This is a genomic window from Chryseobacterium sp. II3a, assembly GCF_057815135.1.
In genome coordinates this window covers 1-21,246 of record NZ_JBYPZJ010000008.1, presented here as the reverse complement: position 1 = coordinate 21,246, position 21,246 = coordinate 1, and the positions used below count along the sequence as shown (strand labels likewise).

Annotated in this window: 17 protein-coding genes; all 17 read left to right on the top strand. The window is 34.0% G+C overall.

The genetic code is table 11. The features are described 5' to 3' along the window. Nucleotides 1-549 precede the first annotated feature (549 nt). The 17 genes from AC3HD6_RS17570 to AC3HD6_RS17490 all read left to right on the top strand — a co-directional run bounded on the left by AC3HD6_RS17570 (nucleotide 550) and on the right by AC3HD6_RS17490 (nucleotide 21,027). A complete protein-coding gene (locus tag AC3HD6_RS17570; protein ID WP_488897511.1) occupies nucleotides 550-1,422 on the top strand; it encodes a hypothetical protein in 873 nt (290 codons plus the stop codon). A gap of 64 nt (nucleotides 1,423-1,486) precedes the next feature. After that, a complete protein-coding gene (locus AC3HD6_RS17565) occupies nucleotides 1,487-2,620 on the top strand; it encodes an EpsG family protein (protein ID WP_068939328.1) in 1,134 nt (377 codons plus the stop codon). Between the two features lie 102 nt (nucleotides 2,621-2,722). Beyond that, a complete protein-coding gene (locus AC3HD6_RS17560; RefSeq protein ID WP_488897510.1) occupies nucleotides 2,723-3,865 on the top strand; it encodes a hypothetical protein in 1,143 nt (380 codons plus the stop codon). A gap of 55 nt (nucleotides 3,866-3,920) precedes the next feature. Next, the gene (gene topA, locus AC3HD6_RS17555; RefSeq protein ID WP_488897509.1) at nucleotides 3,921-6,482 is read left to right on the top strand and encodes a type I DNA topoisomerase; all 2,562 of its coding nucleotides are present in this window, start codon (nucleotides 3,921-3,923) and stop codon (nucleotides 6,480-6,482) included. Nucleotides 6,483-6,631: 149 nt separating this feature from the next. Next, a complete protein-coding gene (locus AC3HD6_RS17550; protein WP_488897508.1) occupies nucleotides 6,632-7,702 on the top strand; it encodes a formimidoylglutamase in 1,071 nt (356 codons plus the stop codon). A gap of 3 nt (nucleotides 7,703-7,705) precedes the next feature. Next, the gene (locus AC3HD6_RS17545) at nucleotides 7,706-8,707 is read left to right on the top strand and encodes a glycosyltransferase family 2 protein (RefSeq protein WP_488897507.1); all 1,002 of its coding nucleotides are present in this window, start codon (nucleotides 7,706-7,708) and stop codon (nucleotides 8,705-8,707) included. A gap of 102 nt (nucleotides 8,708-8,809) precedes the next feature. Then, the gene (locus AC3HD6_RS17540) at nucleotides 8,810-9,928 is read left to right on the top strand and encodes a glycosyltransferase family 4 protein (RefSeq protein ID WP_068939339.1); all 1,119 of its coding nucleotides are present in this window, start codon (nucleotides 8,810-8,812) and stop codon (nucleotides 9,926-9,928) included. A 38-nt stretch (nucleotides 9,929-9,966) separates the two neighbouring features. Beyond that, complete coding sequence (locus tag AC3HD6_RS17535) at nucleotides 9,967-10,821, top strand: polysaccharide biosynthesis/export family protein (protein WP_488897676.1); 855 nt, start codon at nucleotides 9,967-9,969, stop codon at nucleotides 10,819-10,821. A gap of 4 nt (nucleotides 10,822-10,825) precedes the next feature. Continuing rightward, nucleotides 10,826-13,318, top strand: a complete 2,493-nt coding sequence (locus tag AC3HD6_RS17530; protein ID WP_488897506.1) for an exopolysaccharide transport family protein — start codon at nucleotides 10,826-10,828, stop codon at nucleotides 13,316-13,318. Nucleotides 13,319-13,531: 213 nt separating this feature from the next. Then, nucleotides 13,532-14,422, top strand: coding sequence for a type IX secretion system protein PorG (porG, locus tag AC3HD6_RS17525; RefSeq protein ID WP_488897505.1), 891 nt, complete (start codon nucleotides 13,532-13,534; stop codon nucleotides 14,420-14,422). A gap of 5 nt (nucleotides 14,423-14,427) precedes the next feature. After that, nucleotides 14,428-15,177 (top strand): undecaprenyl pyrophosphate synthase, encoded by a 750-nt coding sequence (gene uppS, locus AC3HD6_RS17520; RefSeq protein ID WP_488897504.1) that lies wholly within the window; start codon nucleotides 14,428-14,430, stop codon nucleotides 15,175-15,177. Between the two features lie 27 nt (nucleotides 15,178-15,204). After that, complete coding sequence (locus AC3HD6_RS17515) at nucleotides 15,205-17,739, top strand: BamA/OMP85 family outer membrane protein (protein ID WP_068939353.1); 2,535 nt, start codon at nucleotides 15,205-15,207, stop codon at nucleotides 17,737-17,739. An 8-nt stretch (nucleotides 17,740-17,747) separates the two neighbouring features. Beyond that, complete coding sequence (locus AC3HD6_RS17510) at nucleotides 17,748-18,302, top strand: OmpH/Skp family outer membrane protein (RefSeq protein ID WP_488897503.1); 555 nt, start codon at nucleotides 17,748-17,750, stop codon at nucleotides 18,300-18,302. Between the two features lie 66 nt (nucleotides 18,303-18,368). Further along, nucleotides 18,369-18,872, top strand: a complete 504-nt coding sequence (locus AC3HD6_RS17505) for an OmpH/Skp family outer membrane protein (RefSeq protein ID WP_068939355.1) — start codon at nucleotides 18,369-18,371, stop codon at nucleotides 18,870-18,872. Between the two features lie 70 nt (nucleotides 18,873-18,942). Further along, complete coding sequence (locus AC3HD6_RS17500) at nucleotides 18,943-19,428, top strand: acyl-CoA thioesterase (protein WP_488897502.1); 486 nt, start codon at nucleotides 18,943-18,945, stop codon at nucleotides 19,426-19,428. A gap of 47 nt (nucleotides 19,429-19,475) precedes the next feature. Next, nucleotides 19,476-20,339, top strand: coding sequence for a dTDP-4-dehydrorhamnose reductase (gene rfbD / locus AC3HD6_RS17495; protein WP_488897501.1), 864 nt, complete (start codon nucleotides 19,476-19,478; stop codon nucleotides 20,337-20,339). 4 nt (nucleotides 20,340-20,343) lie between these two features. Further along, a complete protein-coding gene (locus AC3HD6_RS17490; RefSeq protein ID WP_488897500.1) occupies nucleotides 20,344-21,027 on the top strand; it encodes a hypothetical protein in 684 nt (227 codons plus the stop codon). Nucleotides 21,028-21,246: the final 219 nt, after the last annotated feature.

The window sequence follows — 21,246 nt, the reverse complement described above, 5'->3', positions numbered from 1 at the left end:
TTTGAAATTTGAAACCGTCTCAATTTTTGAGGCGGTTTCTTAGTTAGAATTAAAAAAAGTTCATATTTGTTTTCATTTTACCCGAGGCTCCATAATCTGTATGATAAGGATCTTTTGAAGAAAAACTTATTGATAACCTTGTTATTACTATATTTATACGCTTATGAACAATTACAGATATTCAGTAAAAACTTTAACGCATATTAACAATTCCTTTTACGAAATTAATTACCTTTGCGTTGTTCCCAATTAACAGTATTAAAACACAAAATGCGCTCCATTACAAACTATTTTTTGCGATTTTTTTTATTAGGCATTACTCTTTTTTTGATTTTTAAGGTTTATTTTGCCTACACCATTGCCAATGGTTATCCTTTTGGTGACTGGCTTATTAATTATCAGGACGGAGGATTTAAAAGAAGAGGATTGTTAGGAACAGTCGTTTTTTTTCTGTACGAAACTTTTCAGATCAAAGTGCAGTATACTGTATTTTTCTTTCAGTTTATATTTCATTTTCTTTTCTTTTATTATCTGGTACGGTTAATCAACTTGAAAAAATATACTATTTTAGATTTTGTATTTTTATTTACGCCGTTTTGCCTGTGGGGATTTATTTCTGATTCTGGAATGGGGGCAAGAAAAGATGGTATTTTATGGTTTATGTTATCTTTTTTCGCCTATATTCTTACAAAAGGTAACATGAGCAAATGGTGGTGGTATTCTTTTTATATCCTCTTTTTTGTTTCGGTTTTTATACACGAGAGTTTCGTTTTCTTTTTTCCATGTTTTCTTTCTTTATATTATTTTCACACAAAAAAAGTTGAGCTTTCTAAAATTCTGCTGATTTCATTATCCTTCTGTATTCCAGCTTTGATTATTTTTTTTGCGGGGATGAAGAATGTTGGGTCAGAATATACTTTAGATGTTATTAAAGCATGTGGGGTCAACCTTCAAGATGATAATATCTTTGCATGGAAAGAAAATGAGTTTATTAAATTAGATTACTACTATAAGCATCTCTATGACTATTCACTTTACAGTGTAACTTTTCTGTTGCAGTTTGTCTATGTAATATTCTATTTATATATCAAAGAATTTAAGAAGGAAGATATAAGAAAACTGGTATTTTTCTTTTTTGTCTGCTTATTGTGTACAGTACCTTTATTTCTGATTGCGATTGATATTGGACGCTGGTTTTACAATTTGTTTATATTCTGGAGTGTATTGATTATTTCTCTTTTGCCAAAGAATGATTTTAAGATATCAGTTTTTGATTATAAAACTGTTTTTTCTAAAAAAAGTGTGAGTTTTATACTATTAATTTTTTTATCCAATTTTCTTTATAGAGCTCCTTCTTGTTTTGTTGGAATTGAAACAGCCGCGCCATTAAGGAGATTGATGCTTTGGTTGGGCTATTTGTAAATATTTTTTAAAGGATAAGCTTAAGCTGTATAATTAATATATGATTTTTAGATAAATTAGCACTATGGATTTATTACCCCTTTATTTTCTAATCGTTTTTTTTGTTTTACTATTTCTTACTTTTAAAGAATATTCTGGAGGGTATGTAGACCCTGCGACATTATATGGAATTTGTTTTTTTCAGATTATATTAATTGGACTTCGAAATGACGTGGGACCAGATTACGGGTCTTATAAAGGGATTTTTGACTACTCTTATATTTATGATTATGGGACGATCCTGATGAATGGCATTCCTTTTAGTGGGGCTCCCAAACTGGGGATAGAATGGTTATATATATTGATGAACCGGGTTGTATTTGATCTGGGGCTTCCATTTAGTATCATTACTCTATTAGTAGCCATAATCTCACTAACGCTAGTGTATAAATTTCTTATTAAAAATTCAGATTATCCTACTCTTTTACTCTTATTAGGGTTTATTCCCGGAATGTTAATCTCTACTGGGGGGCAGATGAGACAATCGGTGGCTGGAGGAATTATGTTTTATTCTTTTATTTTTATTAAAGAAAGAAAGTTTTGGAAGTATTTTATCTGCGTGTATCTTGCAGCAGGGTTTCATACCTCTGCGTGGGCTACCTTACCATTGTATTGGTTGGTGAAGCTTCCTTTGAATAAATTCTGGATATTTATTTTAGTATTAGCTTCAATGATATTATCCCCATTTAAGGTGTACGAGCAGCTTGGTGTTTTTCTGAATATGATAGCAGGAGGGTCTTCAATTTCAGATGGGATTAATGGATATATGGAAGAGCAGTATGCAAGGATTAATGGAGGTTTCGGGATCCCGGAAATCTTAATGGTTCTGTATACCTGTTTTATTTTATATTTTAATGATAAGTTGGAAGAGAAAAGTCCTTATTATGAGTACTATAGAAATGTGACCGTCATAGGAATATGTGCATTTTTTATTCTGAGAGAAAATCCTATTCTAAGTTCCAGGTTGGTAGGGGTTTTTATGGGATTTGTAATGCTGCTTATGGGAAATGCACTTTCTGTAGTTTCTAAAAGAGAAAAACAGATTATTTTTTCCGGGCTTCTTTTTATTATATTTTTTAACTTCTGTATTTTCTCCATTTTTAATGCTAAAAAGGCGAATTATTCTATAGATACCTATAAGAATTTCGTATTACCTTAATGAAGTTGGCTTTTTTGATTGCAGTTATACTTAGAAAATAAAACTTATTTCACATATTATATTGGTAACACGTTTGTGTGAATTTTAAAGCGCTTTATGAAGATGAAAAAGATAGTTCAGAATTTTAATATCAAGATTTTTATCTACTTTTTGATAATAATAACCACTCTATATACTCTTGCTTTTACCCTCGTGTTCAATCTTAAAGATGATGGATATATTCTTGCAGACTGGCTGATTAATTATGAAGACGGCGGGTTCAAAAGAAGAGGTTTATCCGGGAGTTTCTTTTTTATTCTGCAGGATATAACGGGGCTTCGTCTTAATTATATTGTGTATTTCTTTCAATTTGTGATTATTTCCCTGTTCTTTTGGTATTATACAAAACTTATCAGGTACAAAATAACAGATTTGTTGTATCTCTCACTTTTACTGTCGTCCATTGGTTTTGTGGGGCTTTTAAATACAGTGACTTATGTAGGGAAAAAAGAATTTATACTATTTCTGTTATTTACTTACTTTGCATACCTTTTAGATAATGATAAACTTTCAAAGTATAAAGAATATATCTTCTGCTTACTGCTTTTTATAAGTACACTTCTGCACGAGGTTACCCTGTTCTATATTCCTTACTTTGCGATTGCATTATATCTGAAAAACGGAAAACTGGAAATCAAAAGGTATATAAAATATTTCCTTGCAGTAATGATTCCAGCTGCAGCTATTGTCTTATTCGGGAAAAATGTGAACGAAGGCATGTCATTAGTAATCCTGAGCAAAAGGGGAGTACATCCTAACTACGGGATTTTTTATTGGGATATTGATGAAAGACAATATATTAAAGAACATCTTAATGAATATTTACTTTACTTTATCAGCTTAGGAATAAGTGTATTTCATATAGGCTATTATTTAAAATATCTAAAAGGCCAAAAGATTTTATATATTTTATTAATCGGAGCCTTTGTGTTTTCATTACCACTGTTTTATCTTGCGATAGACTGGGGAAGATGGATGTATATTCATATGATGCTCATCATTGTTCTTTTTGGGATGATGTTGAAAAAAGGAGACTCTATATATGCTTATGAACCGATAACCATTGATCGGAAATTCTATGTTATAATGGCTGTTATACTGTTGTCTTTACTATATAGAGTGGAAATGTCCGGGAAGGGTTTTACTTTTGAAGGAATACTCTATAGGCTGTTTGTTGCTCCCCTGGAATTATTAAATAAAATGTGATTTCAAAAAGTATATAATAAAAAAGCTTTACTTTTGCAAAAAAATTTTTTTTAGAATGTCGAAAAATTTAGTAATCGTAGAGTCCCCGGCAAAGGCAAAAACTATTCAGAAATATTTAGGTAAGGATTTTGAAGTGAAATCCAGTTTCGGACATATCCGGGACCTTCCTAAAAAAGGAATGGGTATAGATCTTGCCACCTTTAGTCCTGATTACGAAGTTTCAGCAGACAAGAAGAAATTGGTGACAGAATTAAAAGCTGCAGTAAAGAAAGCCGAAATGGTTTGGCTGGCTTCCGATGAAGACCGCGAGGGAGAAGCTATTGCATGGCACTTAGCAGATGAATTGAAACTGAAGCCTGAAAACAGAAAAAGAATTGTTTTCCACGAGATTACTAAAAATGCCATTCTAAAAGCAATTGAAAATCCAAGGGATATCGATCAGAACTTAGTAAATGCCCAGCAGGCAAGAAGAGTGCTGGACAGAATCGTAGGTTTTGAAATGTCTCCGGTTTTATGGAAGAAAGTAAAACCAGGACTATCTGCTGGTAGAGTGCAGTCGGTAGCCGTAAGATTAATTGTTGAAAGAGAAAAAGAAATCCGTGAATTTGTACCCAAAGCAAGTTTTAAACTAGACGGAATTTTCTTAAACAATACGGAACAGGAAATTGCAGCTAAACTTAAAAAAGACTTTGAAAAAGAAGCTGAAGCTGAAAAATTCCTTGAGCAGGCAAAAACTACAGAATTTAAAGTTCTGAATGTTGAAACAAAGCCCGGAACACGTTCTGCATCCGCTCCTTTTACTACTTCTACACTACAGCAGGAGGCTTCATCCAGATTAGGATACAATGTGACCAATACCATGCGTCTGGCTCAGAGACTATATGAAGAAGGATTCATTACTTATATGAGAACAGACTCTGTAAACCTTTCTCAGGAGGCTATTGAAGGAGCAAAAAAACAAATTATATCAGAATACGGAGCAGAATACTCTTCTCCAAGAAACTATACTACCAAATCAGCTTCTGCACAGGAAGCCCATGAAGCTATCCGTCCTACAGATTTCGGTGTGAAGAGCATTGGAGATGCACAGTTGAATAAGCTGTATCAACTAATCTACAGAAGAACATTAGCATCCCAGATGGCGAATGCTAAAATTGAAAAAACGGTCATCGAGATCGGAAATGCTTCATTACCCCATCATTTTGAAGCTCAGGGAGAAGTCATCATTTTTGATGGTTTCCTAAAAGCTTATGGTATTGTAAAAACCGAAGATGATGATGATGAAAACAATGAAAAGCTATTGCCAAAAGTAAAAGTTGGTGAAGTATTAAGTTATAAATCCATTACGGCAACAGAAAAATTCACCAGACCAAGTGCAAGATATACGGAAGCCGGATTGGTAAGAAAATTAGAAGAGTTAGGGATTGGTAGACCATCTACTTATGCACCAACCATTCAAACCATTCAGAACAGAGAATATGTGGACAAAAGAGAAATCGAACCACATACCCGTGAAGTGATCAAAATGTCTTTAGTAAAAGATAAGATCAAGAAAGTGGTTCTGGATGAGAAATTTGGTGGTGATAAAAATAAATTCATACCTACAGATATAGGAGAAGTTGTGAATGACTTCTTAACAGATAACTTCAGAGAAATCCTTGATTATGGTTTCACGGCAAGAGTAGAAGAGAGTTTCGATGAAATTGCAAGCGGAGATCAGAAATGGAAAGAAATGATGACGAATTTCTACTCAAAATTCCACCCAAGAATTGAAGATGTAGAAGAAAATGCAGACCGTGCAACCGGTGACAGGCTTTTAGGAGTTGACCCAAAGACCGGTAAAAATGTTCATGCAAGAATCGGAAGATTTGGAGCGATGATCCAGATCGGAGAAACTGATGATGAAGAGAAACCCATCTTTGCTTCATTGATGTCCGGGCAGAATATTGCGACTATTACCTTTGAAGAAGCATTGGAACTCTTCAAATTGCCTTTTGAACTGAGCGACTTTGAAGGGCAGGCAGTTTCTGTGGGAGTAGGAAGATTTGGGCCTTATGTGAAATGGGGTGAAACTTTTATCAGTATTCCCAAAGGTGAAGATCCGCTTTCTGTAGATCAAAAACGTGCAGAAGAGATCATTAATGAGAAGAAAAAAGCTGATGCTCCAATCGCAACGTATAAAGGAGAGCCTGTGACTAAAGGATCAGGAAGATTTGGACCATTTATCAAATACAAAGATATTTTCGTAAACGTTCCGAAGAAATACAACTTTGAAAACCTTTCCCAGAGTGATATCAATGAACTGATTGATGCTAAACTGGAAAAAGAGGCCAACAGATATATCCAGCAATGGGAAAAAGAAAAAATTTCCCTTGAAAACGGAAGATGGGGACCATTCATTAAGTTTGGAAAAGCCATGTTCAAGATTCCAAAGAAAAATGATGATACCAAATACGACGCAGAAGAATTGAAAGAAATTTCTCTGGATGAAGTCAAAAAATGGATCACGGATCAGGATAAAAATGCCTTTGCAGAAAAGAAAAAACCAGCAGCAAAAAAGGCAGCGACTGCTAAGAAAGCTACAGCAGCTAAAAAACCTGCTGCTAAGAAGAAGTAATATTAATTATATCATACAAAGCCGTTAACAAATAGTGTTGACGGCTTTTTTTATACACAAAAATCTCTGTAAGGTTCTCAGTTGTGGTGTTTTTTTGTATGTTTGTTATATCAAGCAATTAATAAACTATTACAATTTCAGGTTAAAATATGGATTTTGAAGACTTTATCATTTCGCCAAGAAATTTTAAAACAGAAAGCTGGCAGATCGGAAACCGGATTGCAAAAGACATAAAAGAAGACAGCATTGTTCTTTTATTTGTCTCGGATTATAGAGGAGCAGGTGGTGATGCAGAGGTACAGGATTTTACAGCAGTCAGAAAAGAATTTTATAAACTTTCACAATTGGATTTTGAAATTCCAATTGTGGATTTGGGTGATTTAGTCTCAGGGAAATCTGTTCAGGATACCCACTATATTTTGCAGGAAGTTTTATCGGCCTGTCATTATAAAAGAGCACTTCCCGTAATTATTGGGGGATCCAATGACTTTGCTTTTTCGCTGTTTTCAGCATTGAATTTTCATCAGAAAAGTATCAATTATACGCAAATCAGTAATATTATTTCCCTAAAACAGGGAGAAGAGATTAATGAATATACATTTTTAGGGAAAATTTTCGGAGCCAAGAATTTTTCTATTAAAAACTATCACCATTTAGGCTATCAGAAGCATTTGAACGAAATGGATTCTGTGAGATTGATTAAAGAAGTGGAGTTTGATATCATCCGTTTAGCAGAAATGATGAATTCTACGGAAAAAACAGAACCTTTCTTCAGAAAAGCAGATCTGGTGACCGTAAATTGTGACGCTGTAGAAAGTTTCAGTGAACCATTTTCTATGAATCCGCAAGTAAATGGACTGAACAGAAGAGAAATCTGTGCTTACATGAAGGAGATCGGGCTGAGTGAAAATCTGAAGACGGTAGGGATTTTTAATTATAATATTTATGCGGAAAACCAGTTGAATCATCAGCTGTTAGCTCAAATGCTATGGTATCTGATCGAAGGGATTAATATTCAGCAGTCTCACCCCAAAGAAAGACAGTATGAATTGTTCTATGTTTTAATTGATGAAAGACAATTTGCATTTAAGCGTGATACTTTCAGTAATTTGTGGTATTTTGGTGACGATGAAAATATAGAAAACTGCATTCCCTGTTCAAGAAAGGATTTTGATGATGCTAAAAAAGGTTGGCTGAATGCAAGACTGACGAAATTTTAATGTATGACCCACATTCCCTCGAGAGTTTCAATTATTGTTCCCGTTTATAATGTCGAAAATTATTTGACAAAATGTCTCGACTCTCTAGTTAATCAGACATATCAGAATATTGAGATTCTTGTTATAGATGACGGGAGTAAAGATGAATCCGGGAAGATCGTTAAAGAATATGCAGGAAAGTATCCGGACAAAATAAAAGGCTTTACCAAAGAAAATGGAGGATTAAGTGATGCCAGAAACTTTGGTTTGGCGAGAGCAACAGGAGACTATATAGGCTTTGTTGACAGTGATGACTATGTTAATGAAACCATGTTTGAAGAAATGCTTCAGTTGGCAGAGAAACATCAGGCAGGAATAGTGATCTGTAATATTCAAAAAGTAGATGAAAATGGGACGGTAACCCAAAAGCTGACCCAGATTCCCAATATGCCTGAGAAAATAAAATTAGAAGACCATTTCTCGGTTTTTTCGGATATCAGCTATTTTGCCTGCAACAAATTGTTCAAAAAAGAACTTTTTAATCAAAAAAGGTTTAAAAAAGGAGTTCATTTTGAAGATATTCAGTTGATTCCACAGCTGCTGCTGGAGTGTGAAACCATTACACATACTCAGAATTTTCATTATCAATACCTGGAGCGTATAGATTCTATCACGAAAACCCATACGGAAAAAGGACTTGATATACTGAAAGCAGTGCAGGATGTAGAAAATGTATTTGGAGAATCCAGATATGCTCATAAAAGAAAAGAACTTAAAAACTTTCAGATTTTTGAAGGAGTGTATTCTTTTCTGGCTTATCTGGCTTTTGTAAAAGATGAAAAAACGTTTTACAGCATGGCTGATAAACTATCTGTTTTCATAAGAGAAAGACAAATAAAAATTCAAGATATATTGAACTATAGTCGTTTTGGTACAAATTATCTTTTATCTTTGCCGGTGAAAAAAAAGATTTTTTATCTATTATTTTTTGCCGGACAGAAAAGATTGATAAGAAAATTGATATAAACACAAATGTAAGTACTATTGTTTCGGACAATGGAATACGATGACAACATAGATAGATCATCGGTTTAGTTGAAGAGATAATGTGTACTGGATAAGAAAAGAATGAAAAACTTTGAATTGTTCTTAAGCGGATCGGGGATAAATATTTTCTATGTAAAAATAGGATTAGGTTTCGTATTTTCCTTTTTAATTACTTTTTTCTCCATCCCTACTATTGTAAAGATTTCCAGGAGGAAAAACCTTATGGATGAACCTGGTGTTAGAAGTTCACATCTTAGAAAAATCCCAAATCTTGGTGGGATTGCCATTTTTTATTCGATAGGAATATGTGCATCTATTTTTGCATATGAACTGTTTGATCTTTATAAATTCCTGTTTGCTTCACTTATTATCCTTCTGTATATAGGAGTGATGGACGATATTGTGGTCATGAGAGCTTATAAAAAGCTTGTGGCTCAAATCTTAGTATCTTCCTTAATTGTAATTGGTTCAGATATCAGAATCAGGAGCTTATTTGGAATATTTGGAGTCTATGAGCTGGGGTATTTTGTAAGTGTAGTGTTTAGTATTATTACATTTATTATTCTTATTAATGCTTTCAATCTTATTGATGGAATTGATGGATTGGCAGGTGGTTATTCTGTAATCTGCAGTGCATTATTTGGGATCAGCTATTATAGGTTAGGTGAATACAATTATCCGTTGGTAGTTTTGTCAGTAATTATTATTGGAACTGTTTTGGCGTTTCTGTATTACAATCTGTCAAACTACAGAACCAATAAAATATTTATGGGAGACACGGGGTCTATGCTTTTAGGATTTCTATTAGCCTTTACTTCTATTTGTTTTATAGATATTTTTATAGATAAGAATCTTGCGGATGTACCTAGGTATCACCTGCAGTCAGCCCCGGTAGTGGCAGTAGCTATTCTAATTTTACCGATTGTAGATACATTGAACGTAATCATTGTGAGACTATATAACAAGAAGTCACCATTTGATGCTGATAAGAACCATATTCATCACAAACTTCTGAAATTAAATCTTACCCATAGAAGATCTACGTTCTATATTATTCTATACTATTTAATGATTGTAGCCGCCGCCTATTATTTAAGACACACCAATGTAAATCTTTTGTTATTACTGATTGTTTTCTTAGGCTTTTTGGGAGCATATTTACCAGATTTGATATATCGATTAAGAAATAACAAAAATTAACAATTAAATATTACTTTTGTAAACAATATTCAAATATGATGAAGAACTTTAAGTATTTATTTTTAATATTACCTTTTCTGCTTACCTCGTGCATTACCGTAAAGGATGTAAGGTATTTACAGCCGAGTGAAAGCCTTGTAATCAATGAAGAAGGTCTTGTTCCCTACAATATTCCTGTATACAGGATTACCAAAAATGATATGCTTAATCTTAATATTGTGACTACACCCAAAGGAGATGCAGCACAATTTTACTCAGCATACAATACTTCAGGCGGAATAGGTGGTGGTGGAGTTGTAAACGTTGGAGCAACAGGCGGTGCTACAGGTACAACATCGGGAGGAAATCTCAATTTCTATTTTAATGGATTAAAAGTAGATGGCAACGGAGATATTAACATCTTCGGAATAGGATATATTAAAGCAGAAGGAAGAACCCTTGATGATGTATCAAAAGAAATTCAGACTAAAGTCAATGAAAATTTCCAGGAAGGGAAATCTCAAGTGAGGCTAAATACAGACGGAATTACTTATTACATCCTTGGTGACTTGGAAACTACAGGACTATCAGGAGAAAAAATAGCCCATAAAAATACCCTTACCATTACTGAAGCCCTGGCTATTAATGGTGGACTAAACAGAACAGTAGATAAAAAAGAAGTTGTTATCCATAGAAAACTTCCGGAAGGTATCAAAATTGCTAAAATAGACCTTACCCGTGAAGACCTGATGAATTCTCCTTACTATTATATACAGAATGGAGACGAAATTTATCTTAATACCAGAAGAAAAAGCTTGAACGGATTCGGTAAAGATCCTATCCAGACAATGCTTACTGGTGTTACGGCTATTACGACTGCATTATCTATATATGTACTCCTACAAAGACTTTAATTCTATGATCCCAGGAAAAGAAACTAACGTAGGAAAAAGCGAAGCTCCCAAAGATAAGTACGGAACTTTTGCATTGTTTGATATTGAACACTTTATAAGAAGGCTGATTAAAAATTGGTATTGGTTTATCCTTATGTTCTTTATTGGTTATGCAGTCTCTTGGGCATATAGTAAGTATTATGCTCAGAATGTATACGCTTCAGACTTGTCTTTAAGTATTTCCAATAATACCTCAAGTTATTTTAGCCCTAATCAGTCCATTAATTTCATTTGGGGACAGGGAGGGAATCAAGATGGTGTTTATTTAAAGAAAATGCTTTTGTCAAGATCTCATAATGAATATCTGGTGAAGGAATTGAACCTTTTCGTAGGCTATTCTACCAAAGGATTTATAAAAACTACCTATCTGGATAAGGACGATTCCCCTGTTTTTTTCGAAATTGATAAAAAACATCTTCAGCAGGTAAATTATCCAATCACAATATTACCAAAAGGAAATGGTACATATGAAGTAGTATTGCCTGAAGAAGGACAATCCACAAGTTTGTATAATTATGAAGTGGAAGGCTTTCAAAATATTAATGCTTACAATAGACCAGCAAATAAGATTATTAGAGTCAATGAATGGTATAATTCCCCAAATTTGAGATTTAAGCTGGTTCAAAATCCGGTTACTCCTAATATCAAACTTGATAATATCATCATCAATTTAACGACTATAAACCAGGGAGTTAATGATATTGTTTCTACCATAGGAGTAGGTTTTGATAAGGAAATTAATACTATTATGATTATCAATAAAAAAGGGTATAATCTTAATGGTACGGTGAACTTCCTTAACAAATCGGTTGCTGAACTTCAGAAAAAAAGACTTGAAGATAAAAATATCGTTAATAAAAACACAACAGCTTACTTACAAGGAAGCCTGGACGGAATACGTAAAAGATTGGACTCCGCAGGTGCTGTGCTGAATAATCTGAAAACCTCAGAAAAACTTTACGATATTAAAAATAGAGATGAAAAGTCTCTTGAAACTATAAAAGAACTTGAAGCTAAAAAAGCAGATATCGTAAGTAAAGTTAACTCTCTGAATAATATCAGAAACACACTTCAGTCACAGAATTTTGATAAAATGATTGCTACGAATGCGGCAGGTTTTGAAGATGGATTCTTCTCCGCTTCAGTAAGCGAACTTAAGGCACTGTATACAAAAAGAAGCGAACTAGCTTTAATTTATAAACCTACTTCTGAGCCAATGAAAGAAGTAAACAGGTTAATTAATGAAGCTAAAACCAGCTCTTTTAACAGTTTAAAAAACTATTATACTAAATATTATGATGAGATCAATAAAATTGATCGCCAGGTATCAGACGCTAATGCTGATTTAACAACCTATCCTGAAAAAGAAAGAAGATATCTGGATGCAGAAAGAGGGTATAATATGATTGAGGCTACCTATAACAGCCTTTTAAACAGACAGAATGAAGCCCGTTTAAATGTAGCAACCAACCAATCAGACATTAGTGTGATTGACCCTGCCAAAAATATTGGACAGGGACCTGTAAGCCCTAATATTAAAACAGCAAAAACAAGTATAATAGGCGGAATGTTATTTATTCCAATACTGTTTATTCTAATAGGTGAGCTGCTTGATAATAAAATTAGAAATATTAAAGAACTGTTAGGAGTTACAAAAATTCCTCTTCTTGGAGTGATTGGAAATAACAACAGCGAAAATATGCTTACCGTTTTGGATCAGCCGAAATCCTCTGTTTCAGAAGCATTTAGAGGAATCAGAGCCAATATGAGATTCCTGATGAATAATGAAGATGAGAAAGGTAAAGTGATATTGGTAACCTCTTCCGTAGGTGGAGAAGGAAAGACTTATGTTTCCATTAACCTGGCTTCTGTATTAGGCTTAAGCGATAAAAAGACAATTCTTTTAGGAATGGACCTTAGAAAACCGAAAATTTTTGGTGACTTTAAGATCGATAACAAATATGGTATATCAAACTATCTTACAGGAGAAGTAAATATTGACCAGATTATCAATCATACAAAAATCCCGAATTTAGATGTTGCTACCTCAGGACCTATTCCTCCAAACCCTTCAGAATTACTGATGAGTCAGAAGAATGTTCAGTTCTTACAGGAACTGAAGGAAAAATATGATTTCATTATTATAGATTCTCCGCCGGCAGGTCTGGTAGCAGATTCTTATGAACTCATGAAATACTCTGATGCAAATATCTATGTGGTGCGTCATGAGTATACCGAAAAATATATGATGAAGCTCATCACAGAGAAATATCAGAATAATGAAATTGAACATTTAGGACTTATTTATAACGATTATAATACGAAGCAGGGATACGGATATGGCTATGGTTACGGATACGGCTATGGTTACGGATATTTTGATGAAGATAAAAATTATAAAGAACCGCTATTAATTAGAATACGGAATAAGATGCAGAGAATGTTTAATAAAAAATAGAGCCTTAAACCCTCATTCGATGGGGGTTTTTTCATACTATATGTATTTTCATTCTATGGAAAAAAGAATATTTTTGCCACTTTGCCGTTTACTTTATAACAAATTATGTTTTTTTGTTTATTTTTAACTAAACATTAAGATTATCATTAATATAAAAATGTTTTATATTTGCAAAAATTAAATTTTAAAATAACCATAAATCCATATTCTTTTATGAATAAAAAATTATTGTTTAGCTTCCTTGCCTTCCTTGGAGTGGTAAGTGTTAAAGCACAAAGAAACGAATTGGGGGTTCGTCTAGGTATGAGTAACCTAGTGGGTGATGTAGGGAGCACAAGTTATATTTTACAAAAGCCGTTGGATTTAAATAGAATGTCGGATTGGGGGATCCCATTTTATGGTGGAATTTTATATAGATTTAATTTTAACCCGCACCAAACTGTTAGATTGGATTTAGGGTATAACCAGATTCAATTTAGCGATAAAGCTGCAAAAGAAGAATATAGAAGAAATAGAAATGCATACGGGAAAAACAATGTATATGAGGCAAGTTTAATGTTTGAATATAATTTTTTCCCGGTTAATAATGAACAGATCAGTATGGTAAGTCCATATATTTTCGGAGGTATTGGAGCCTTGATGTTTGATGCGCCTAAAGCTAATCTTTCCCATGATTTCAGAAGAGATCCGGATGGGGTGGCATTAGCTCCGATTAATGAAATGGACTTTAAAACAAACACTGAATATTCATTAGGAAAAAAAGTTACCATGCATATCCCTTTTGGAGTAGGGCTAAAGTATAAATTTAACCATACTTGGGCTATATTTGCAGAAGCAACATTTAGATATACTCTGACAGATCAGCTTGATCATAGTAAGATTCTTTCTGAGGATGTAAAAAGTTCCTTTAATGCCGATATCCTGGACCCGGTTTCAGGTGGTTCATTATTAGAATCAGGAAACTATTACGCCGTTGCAAAGGAAAGAGAACAAGAGTTTATTAAAAAAAGAAATATTGGAGATGATAAATCCAAAGACTGGTTAAATACATTCAGTTTAGGATTGACGTTTTCGTTTGGAAGACCTCCATGTTATTGTGATTAATTAATATGTCGTTGATTAAAGATAAAATAAATTCTGAGAATTTACCAAAGCACGTAGCCATCATTATGGATGGTAATGGGAGATGGGCAAAATCTCGTGGCGAAGAAAGAACTTTCGGTCACAAAAATGCCATTAATGCTGTAAGAAATGCTATTAATGCATGTAATGAGATCAATATCCCTTATTTAACACTTTACACATTTTCTTCAGAAAATTGGAGCCGTCCATCTGAAGAAGTAAATACCCTCATGAACTTACTTGTGGAAACCCTGCTGTTAGAAGCAGAGGAAATCTTTAGTAAAGGATTGAGAATGCATGTGATAGGGAGTCTTGAGAAGCTGCCTGATTTAGTAAGAGAGCAGCTGATGCGTGTGGTAGAACTTACAAAAGAAAACACAAAAGGAAACCTTGTACTGGCGATCAGCTATGGCTCACAAAATGAAATACTGGAAGCCGTTAAAAATATCAGCTCAGATGTAAAAGAAGGAAAAGTAGAGGTAGAGAATATAGATGAAAAATTATTCGAAAACTATCTCTATACCAAAGATTTTCCTCCTGTAGATCTATTGATAAGAACCAGCGGCGAAATAAGAATAAGCAACTTCCTTCTTTGGCAGATTGCTTATGCTGAATTACAGTTTTTAAATGTTCTATGGCCGGATTTTACCAAAGATATTTTCTTCCAATGTATTGTTGATTATCAAAACAAAGAAAGAAGATACGGACTAACCGGAGAGCAGATACAAGGCCAATAAATTTTAAGAAAAGAAAGACTCGATAAAATGAAGTTTAGACTATTACCCATCATTATGTTTGCTGCTTCTGCACATTTTTATGGACAAGTAACGCCACAGGACAGCACAAAAGTAAACAATGCTGTACATGCAGACAATGAGGTAGGTACTTATACACTTAAAGACATTGTTGTAGATGGGGTAAAAAAATATACACCAGCTCAGATCCTTAGATTTACTGGCTTATCCAAAGGAGAAAGCGTAGATATTCCGGGGCAGAAAATCAGTAATGCGGTTAAGAAGCTTTGGGATACCCAATCTTTTTCTGAAGTAGAAGTGTACGTTCAAAGTATTGAAGGACAGACTGTTGTTCTTAAATTCTATCTTCAGGATCTGAAAGAACTTGGAGAAGTGAAATTTAAGGGCAAAGGAATTGGGAAATCAAAAGGTGAAAAACTGGCTAAAGATAACAACCTAAAGCCTGGGACAAAGATTACTCAAAACCTAGTGTCAAGTCTTAAAACAAACATTCCGAAAGACTATATCAAAAAAGGTTTTGCTGATGCAAAAATCACAATTGAAGATAAAGTAAATGCGGGAGATCCTGCTTTGGTAGATTGGACGATCAATCTTGACAAGGGTAAGAGAATTAAAATTGACCATATTGAATTTGAAGGGAACCAGAATGTGACCGATAGAAAGCTTAGAAATAAAGCCTTCAAAGAAACAAAACAGAAACGTTTCAGCATCGGTGGTATTTTGAAATCTTCCAAATTCATTGAAGATAAATATCAGGAAGATAAGCAAAGCCTGATCAATTATTATAACTCTTTAGGATACAGAGACGCAAAAATCGTTTCAGATTCTGTATGGAGAAATAAGAAGAATAACTACGAAATCAATGTAAAGCTTAACGAAGGTAAAAAGTATTATATCGGGGATATTACGTTCACTGGTAATACGGTTTATGCTACTGAATATTTACAGAGATTACTAGGATATAAGAAAGGAGATATCTATGATGCAGTAGGATTCAACAAAAAAGTTGGTGAAGACGGTGGTAAAGAAGATGATTCCGATATTAAATCCGTTTACATGAATAACGGATACCTTTTCTCCAATGTGACACCGGTTGAAAAATCAGTGAACGGTGATGCCGTAAACCTGGAGATCAGAATTAACGAAGGAGAGCAGGCTACCTGGAACAAAGTAACATGGCAGGGGAATACAACAACCCATGACCACGTAATCCTTAGAGCGTTAAGAACAAAACCAGGAGAATTGTTCAAAAAAACCGAAATCAAGAGAACTTATTTTGATTTGGCAGGGATGTCATTCTTTGATCCGCAACAGATAGGACAGGATATTCAGCCTAACCAGGTCGATAATACAGTAGATGTGAACTGGAAGCTTGTAGAAAAAGGATCTTCTCAGGTTCAGCTGCAGGCAGGTTATGGTGGTAACAGCTTTATTGGTACTTTAGGATTAACGTTCAATAACTTCTCATTGAGAAATTTCCTGAAGTTTAAAGACTTTAAGCCGGTTCCACAAGGAGACGGACAGACTTTCTCCATTCAGGTACAGGCAGGGCAGTATTTCCAGAACTATGGAGTATCCTTTACAGAACCTTGGTTATTTGGTACAAGACCTACAGCACTTTCTGTAAGTTTAAATAATTCAAGGGTAAGATACAGTGATGGACTGGGAGGTTCTCAGAAATTAAATATTTTCTCCGCATCAGTAGGTTTGAACAGACTATTAAACTGGCCGGATGACTATTTCTCACTATATACAGGATTACAGTTCCAGAAGTATGACTTTAATAATTATCCATTCCAATTTGGAACGGAAACAGAGATGTATGGAACAGCTAATAACTTTAGTATCAACCTAGGATTAAGTAGAAACTCAGCAGGTATAGATCCTATTTTCCCTACAATGGGTTCCAATATTGAACTTTCTGCTAAGCTAACTCCTCCATATTCATTGTTTAGTAATAAAAACTATGAAACAATGAAGGCGGTTGATAAATACAAGTGGATGGAGTTCTATAAGGTCAAGTTTAAAGCAGATGTTTATAACGAAATTGCCGGTAAACTTGTGTTGAGATCTTCCGCTGAAATGGGCTTCATGGATGGCTATAACAAAAACCTTGGGGCACCGCCATTTGAGAGATTCTATGTAGGGGGTACAGGATTATTCGGAGGTAGATATGATGGCAGAGAATTGATTCCTTTAAGAGGATATGAAAATGCGAGTACTTATGGAGGTGAAGGTGAAGATATCACTCAAAAAGGTGGGGGTACAATCTATAACAGATTTACTTTAGAGTTAAGATACCCGATTTCAATGAACCAAACAGCTAAAATTTATGCATTAACATTTGCTGAAGGAGGTAACGTTTGGAACTCATGGGGTAATTATAATCCATTCCAGTTGAAAAGATCAGTAGGTGTGGGAGTTAGAGTTTATATGGGAGCGTTTGGACTAATTGGGTTCGACTTTGCTTATGGATTTGATAAGACAATGTCCGGAAACCCATCAGGATGGCGAAACCACTTCTTGATGAACCAATCATTATAATTATAAATATGAAGAACTTTAAAATAACCATCACTTTTGTATTACTCTTAATTTTTGGGTTTGGAAATGCCCAAAAAATCGGAGTGGTAGATACTAATGAAATTTTAAATAAATTACCTCAGTATAAAGAAGCCGAAGCGAGACTAAACTCTCAGATTGATACCTGGCAGTCAGAACTTCAAAATCTGCAGTCAGAGTATGAACGAAAAAAAGCGGCCTTTGAAAGTGAAAAAGTGTTATTGATAGGCGATCAGCTGAAATTGAGAGAAAAAGAAGTGGCAGATCTTGATAAAAATGTCAAAACCACTACCAGCTTACGTTTCGGAGCTAATGGTGAAATAGCAAAATTGAGAACAAATCTTGTTTTACCATTTCAGGATCAGATCTGGGAAGCCATCAAAACAATGTCCGAAAAAAATGGGTTGGGCATAGTTCTTGATAAAAGCAATAACATTAGTGTTATTTTTCTTCAGGGAAAATATGACTATACAGAAAAAGTATTATCTATTTTACTGAAGGGAACAGATAAAAAAGAGAAAACTACAAGTAAAAGTAAAAAGTAAAATTGTAAGTTAACTTTTACGTAAATTTGAAATCTAAAAACAAATTAAATTATTTATTTACCAATTATGAAAAAATTAAGTGTATTATTTGCAGCAGTAATGATGGTTGTTTCTGTAGGTATGGCAAAAGCTCAAAAAATGGCTACTTTAGATGTATTGGGAGTTCTTAATGCAATGCCTGAAAAGAAAAAAGCAGATGCTGACCTTAAAACATTCTACGATACTAAACAAGCTGAGATCAAGAAAAAATATGATGCTGGGCAAGCTAAACTAAAGCAATATAGCGAAGAAGCGCCTAAGAAAACTGCAGACGAAAACAAAGCTAGAGAAGGTGAATTACAAAAAATTCAGGAAGAAATAGCTCAAATGCAGGACAAAGCTCAAAAAGATCTTCAGGCTAAACAAGAAGTAGCTTTCGGACCAATAGAGAAAAAATTGAACGATGCTGTTGATAAAGTTGCTAAAGCTAACGGATATGAGTATGTAATGGATGCAAATTCACCTGCATTCCTTTACAAAGCAGGTGCTGATGCTACTGCAGCTGTAAAGAAAGAATTAGGAATTCAATAATTTCAGCAAATTAACAAAGATTTATAAGACAAACTGCCTCCAAAAGGGGCGGTTTGTTTATTTTTGCGGAATGGAAAAAGAAGTATCAACTACAGTAAAAGTAAGGTTTAGCGATTGTGATCCTATTGGTCATTTGAATAATGTAAAATATCTAGATTACATGTTCAATGCCAGAGAAGATCATGTAGAGACTTTTTACGGATTTACTTATGAAGAATATACCAAGCAAACAGGCTGTACCTGGATTGCCATTCAGAATGAAATCGCTTATCTGAAAGAAGTAAGATATAATACCCAGGTGGTCATCAGTAGTAAGACTATCGATATTCAGGACAGAACAGCCAAAGTTGAAATCCTGATGAAAAGTTTAGATGAAAAAACAATTCATGCTGTACTTTGGGTAACGGTTATTTATTTTAATATAAAAACAAGAAAATCAGAAATCCATCCGGAAGATATCAAAGAAACTTTCCATAAATTCTATGTAGATCTGATACAAAAAGATTTCCAGTCAAGAGTTAAGTTTTTAAGATCCCAAAATGCAAAAAACTCTTAGGAGATAATTCTGTTGAGAGTCTTTTGAAAATTTAAAATGAATAAAATATGAAAAAAATAGCAGTAATAGGAAGTAATGGACAGTTAGGAAACTGTATCAGAAAAATAGCTCCTGACTTTGAAAACCAATATGAATTTATTTTTACAGATTCTACAATCTTAGATGTTACCAATGCAGACCAGGTAAGTGACTTCTTTTATGATAATAAACCTGATTTTTGTATCAACGCTTCTGCATATACAGCAGTAGACTTGGCAGAGAAAGAAGAAGAAAAAGCCTTTGCTGTCAATGCAAATGGAGTGGCTCATCTTGCTCAGGCTTGTGCAGATTATAAGACCATTCTGATTCATGTCTCTACAGACTATGTTTTTGATGGAGATACCAATCTTCCTTATTCAGAAGATGATTTTACCAATCCAATAGGAGTATATGGAGCATCAAAAAGAAAAGGTGAAGAATTGGCATTGGAAATTAATCCTAAAACAATTATTCTGAGAACTTCTTGGCTATATTCTGAGTTTAACAAAAACTTTGTGAAAACAATGTTGAATTTATTCTCTCAGAAAACTGAGTTGGGAATTGTGGCAGACCAGTTTGGGCAGCCTACAAATGCGAATGATCTTGCAGCTGCTATCATGGATATTATCGAAAACCCGAATAAAACCTTTGGAATTTTCCATTTTTCAAACTATCCGGAAACCACTTGGTTTGATTTTGCAAAGAAAATCGCTGAATTTTCAAAGTCTTCAATACAATTGAACGCATTAACAACTGAACAATATCCTACTCCAGCCAAAAGACCTGTAAGAAGTACAATGTCTTTGGATAAAATAGAAGAGATTTATAAAATTGAACCAAAACATTGGGAACACAGCCTTGAAGAATGTGTTGAGATCCTTACACAACAATAATATTATGAAAAATATCGCCATCATCTTTTCAGTACTATGTATTCAGCTTTGGAATGCACAAAATGTCTATCTGAGTAAAGTGGAGAAAACTAATGATAACTCAGATAAGTTTCTTTATAAAAAAGATGAAGCCGAAACAGAAGCAATCTATTTAGGAGAAGCAGAAGTTCAGGGGTTCTCGAAAGATGATGCAATAGTATTCTCATTAGTATATAAAAAAGCAAAAGAGATTGGAGCCAATACTTTTGTCATAAAACCTTTTGAAAATGTAGATGGATCCCGTCAGACCTTTAACCCTTCCAATTATAAGATAGCATTATATTATACTCCAAAAGAAAAATTAAATGTCAAGGAGGGTATGATGTATATATTTGCTTCCTCAGAAAAAGACCAGAAGATCAATATTAATAATAAAGACTATAAGATATCACCAAGATCGTTTTTTAAATTAAAAATTGTTCCAGGAGAAGTATATACCATCTCTACCAAGAAACTTTTAGGTTCAACAGTGAAAGTTCAGCCCAAAACCAATGATGAAAACCTCTATTTCCAGGTATCATCACTAAAAATTAAATCAGACACTTCAGGAATTGGAGGCTTAAATCTTAAATCAGGAGATGTTACAGGCTTAGAAAAATCATATGCTGAATTTTTGAGTGCTATTTATACAGAAAAGATACCAGAATAACATTGCCAAAAAGACTGAATTTGTTTTATTCATATAATAAAAACAAATTCGCCAAACAAATGTTTAAAATTTTTCTCTCAAGGTATCAGTGTGTTAGGTGTAAAATATTACATGAATATGAAATTTATGTTAAGTTTATTTGTTTTGCGTGGTATAAAGTCTCTATCTTTGCCCCACTGAAAACGAGAGTATCAGTAAGCGCAGAAGGGCCTTTAGATG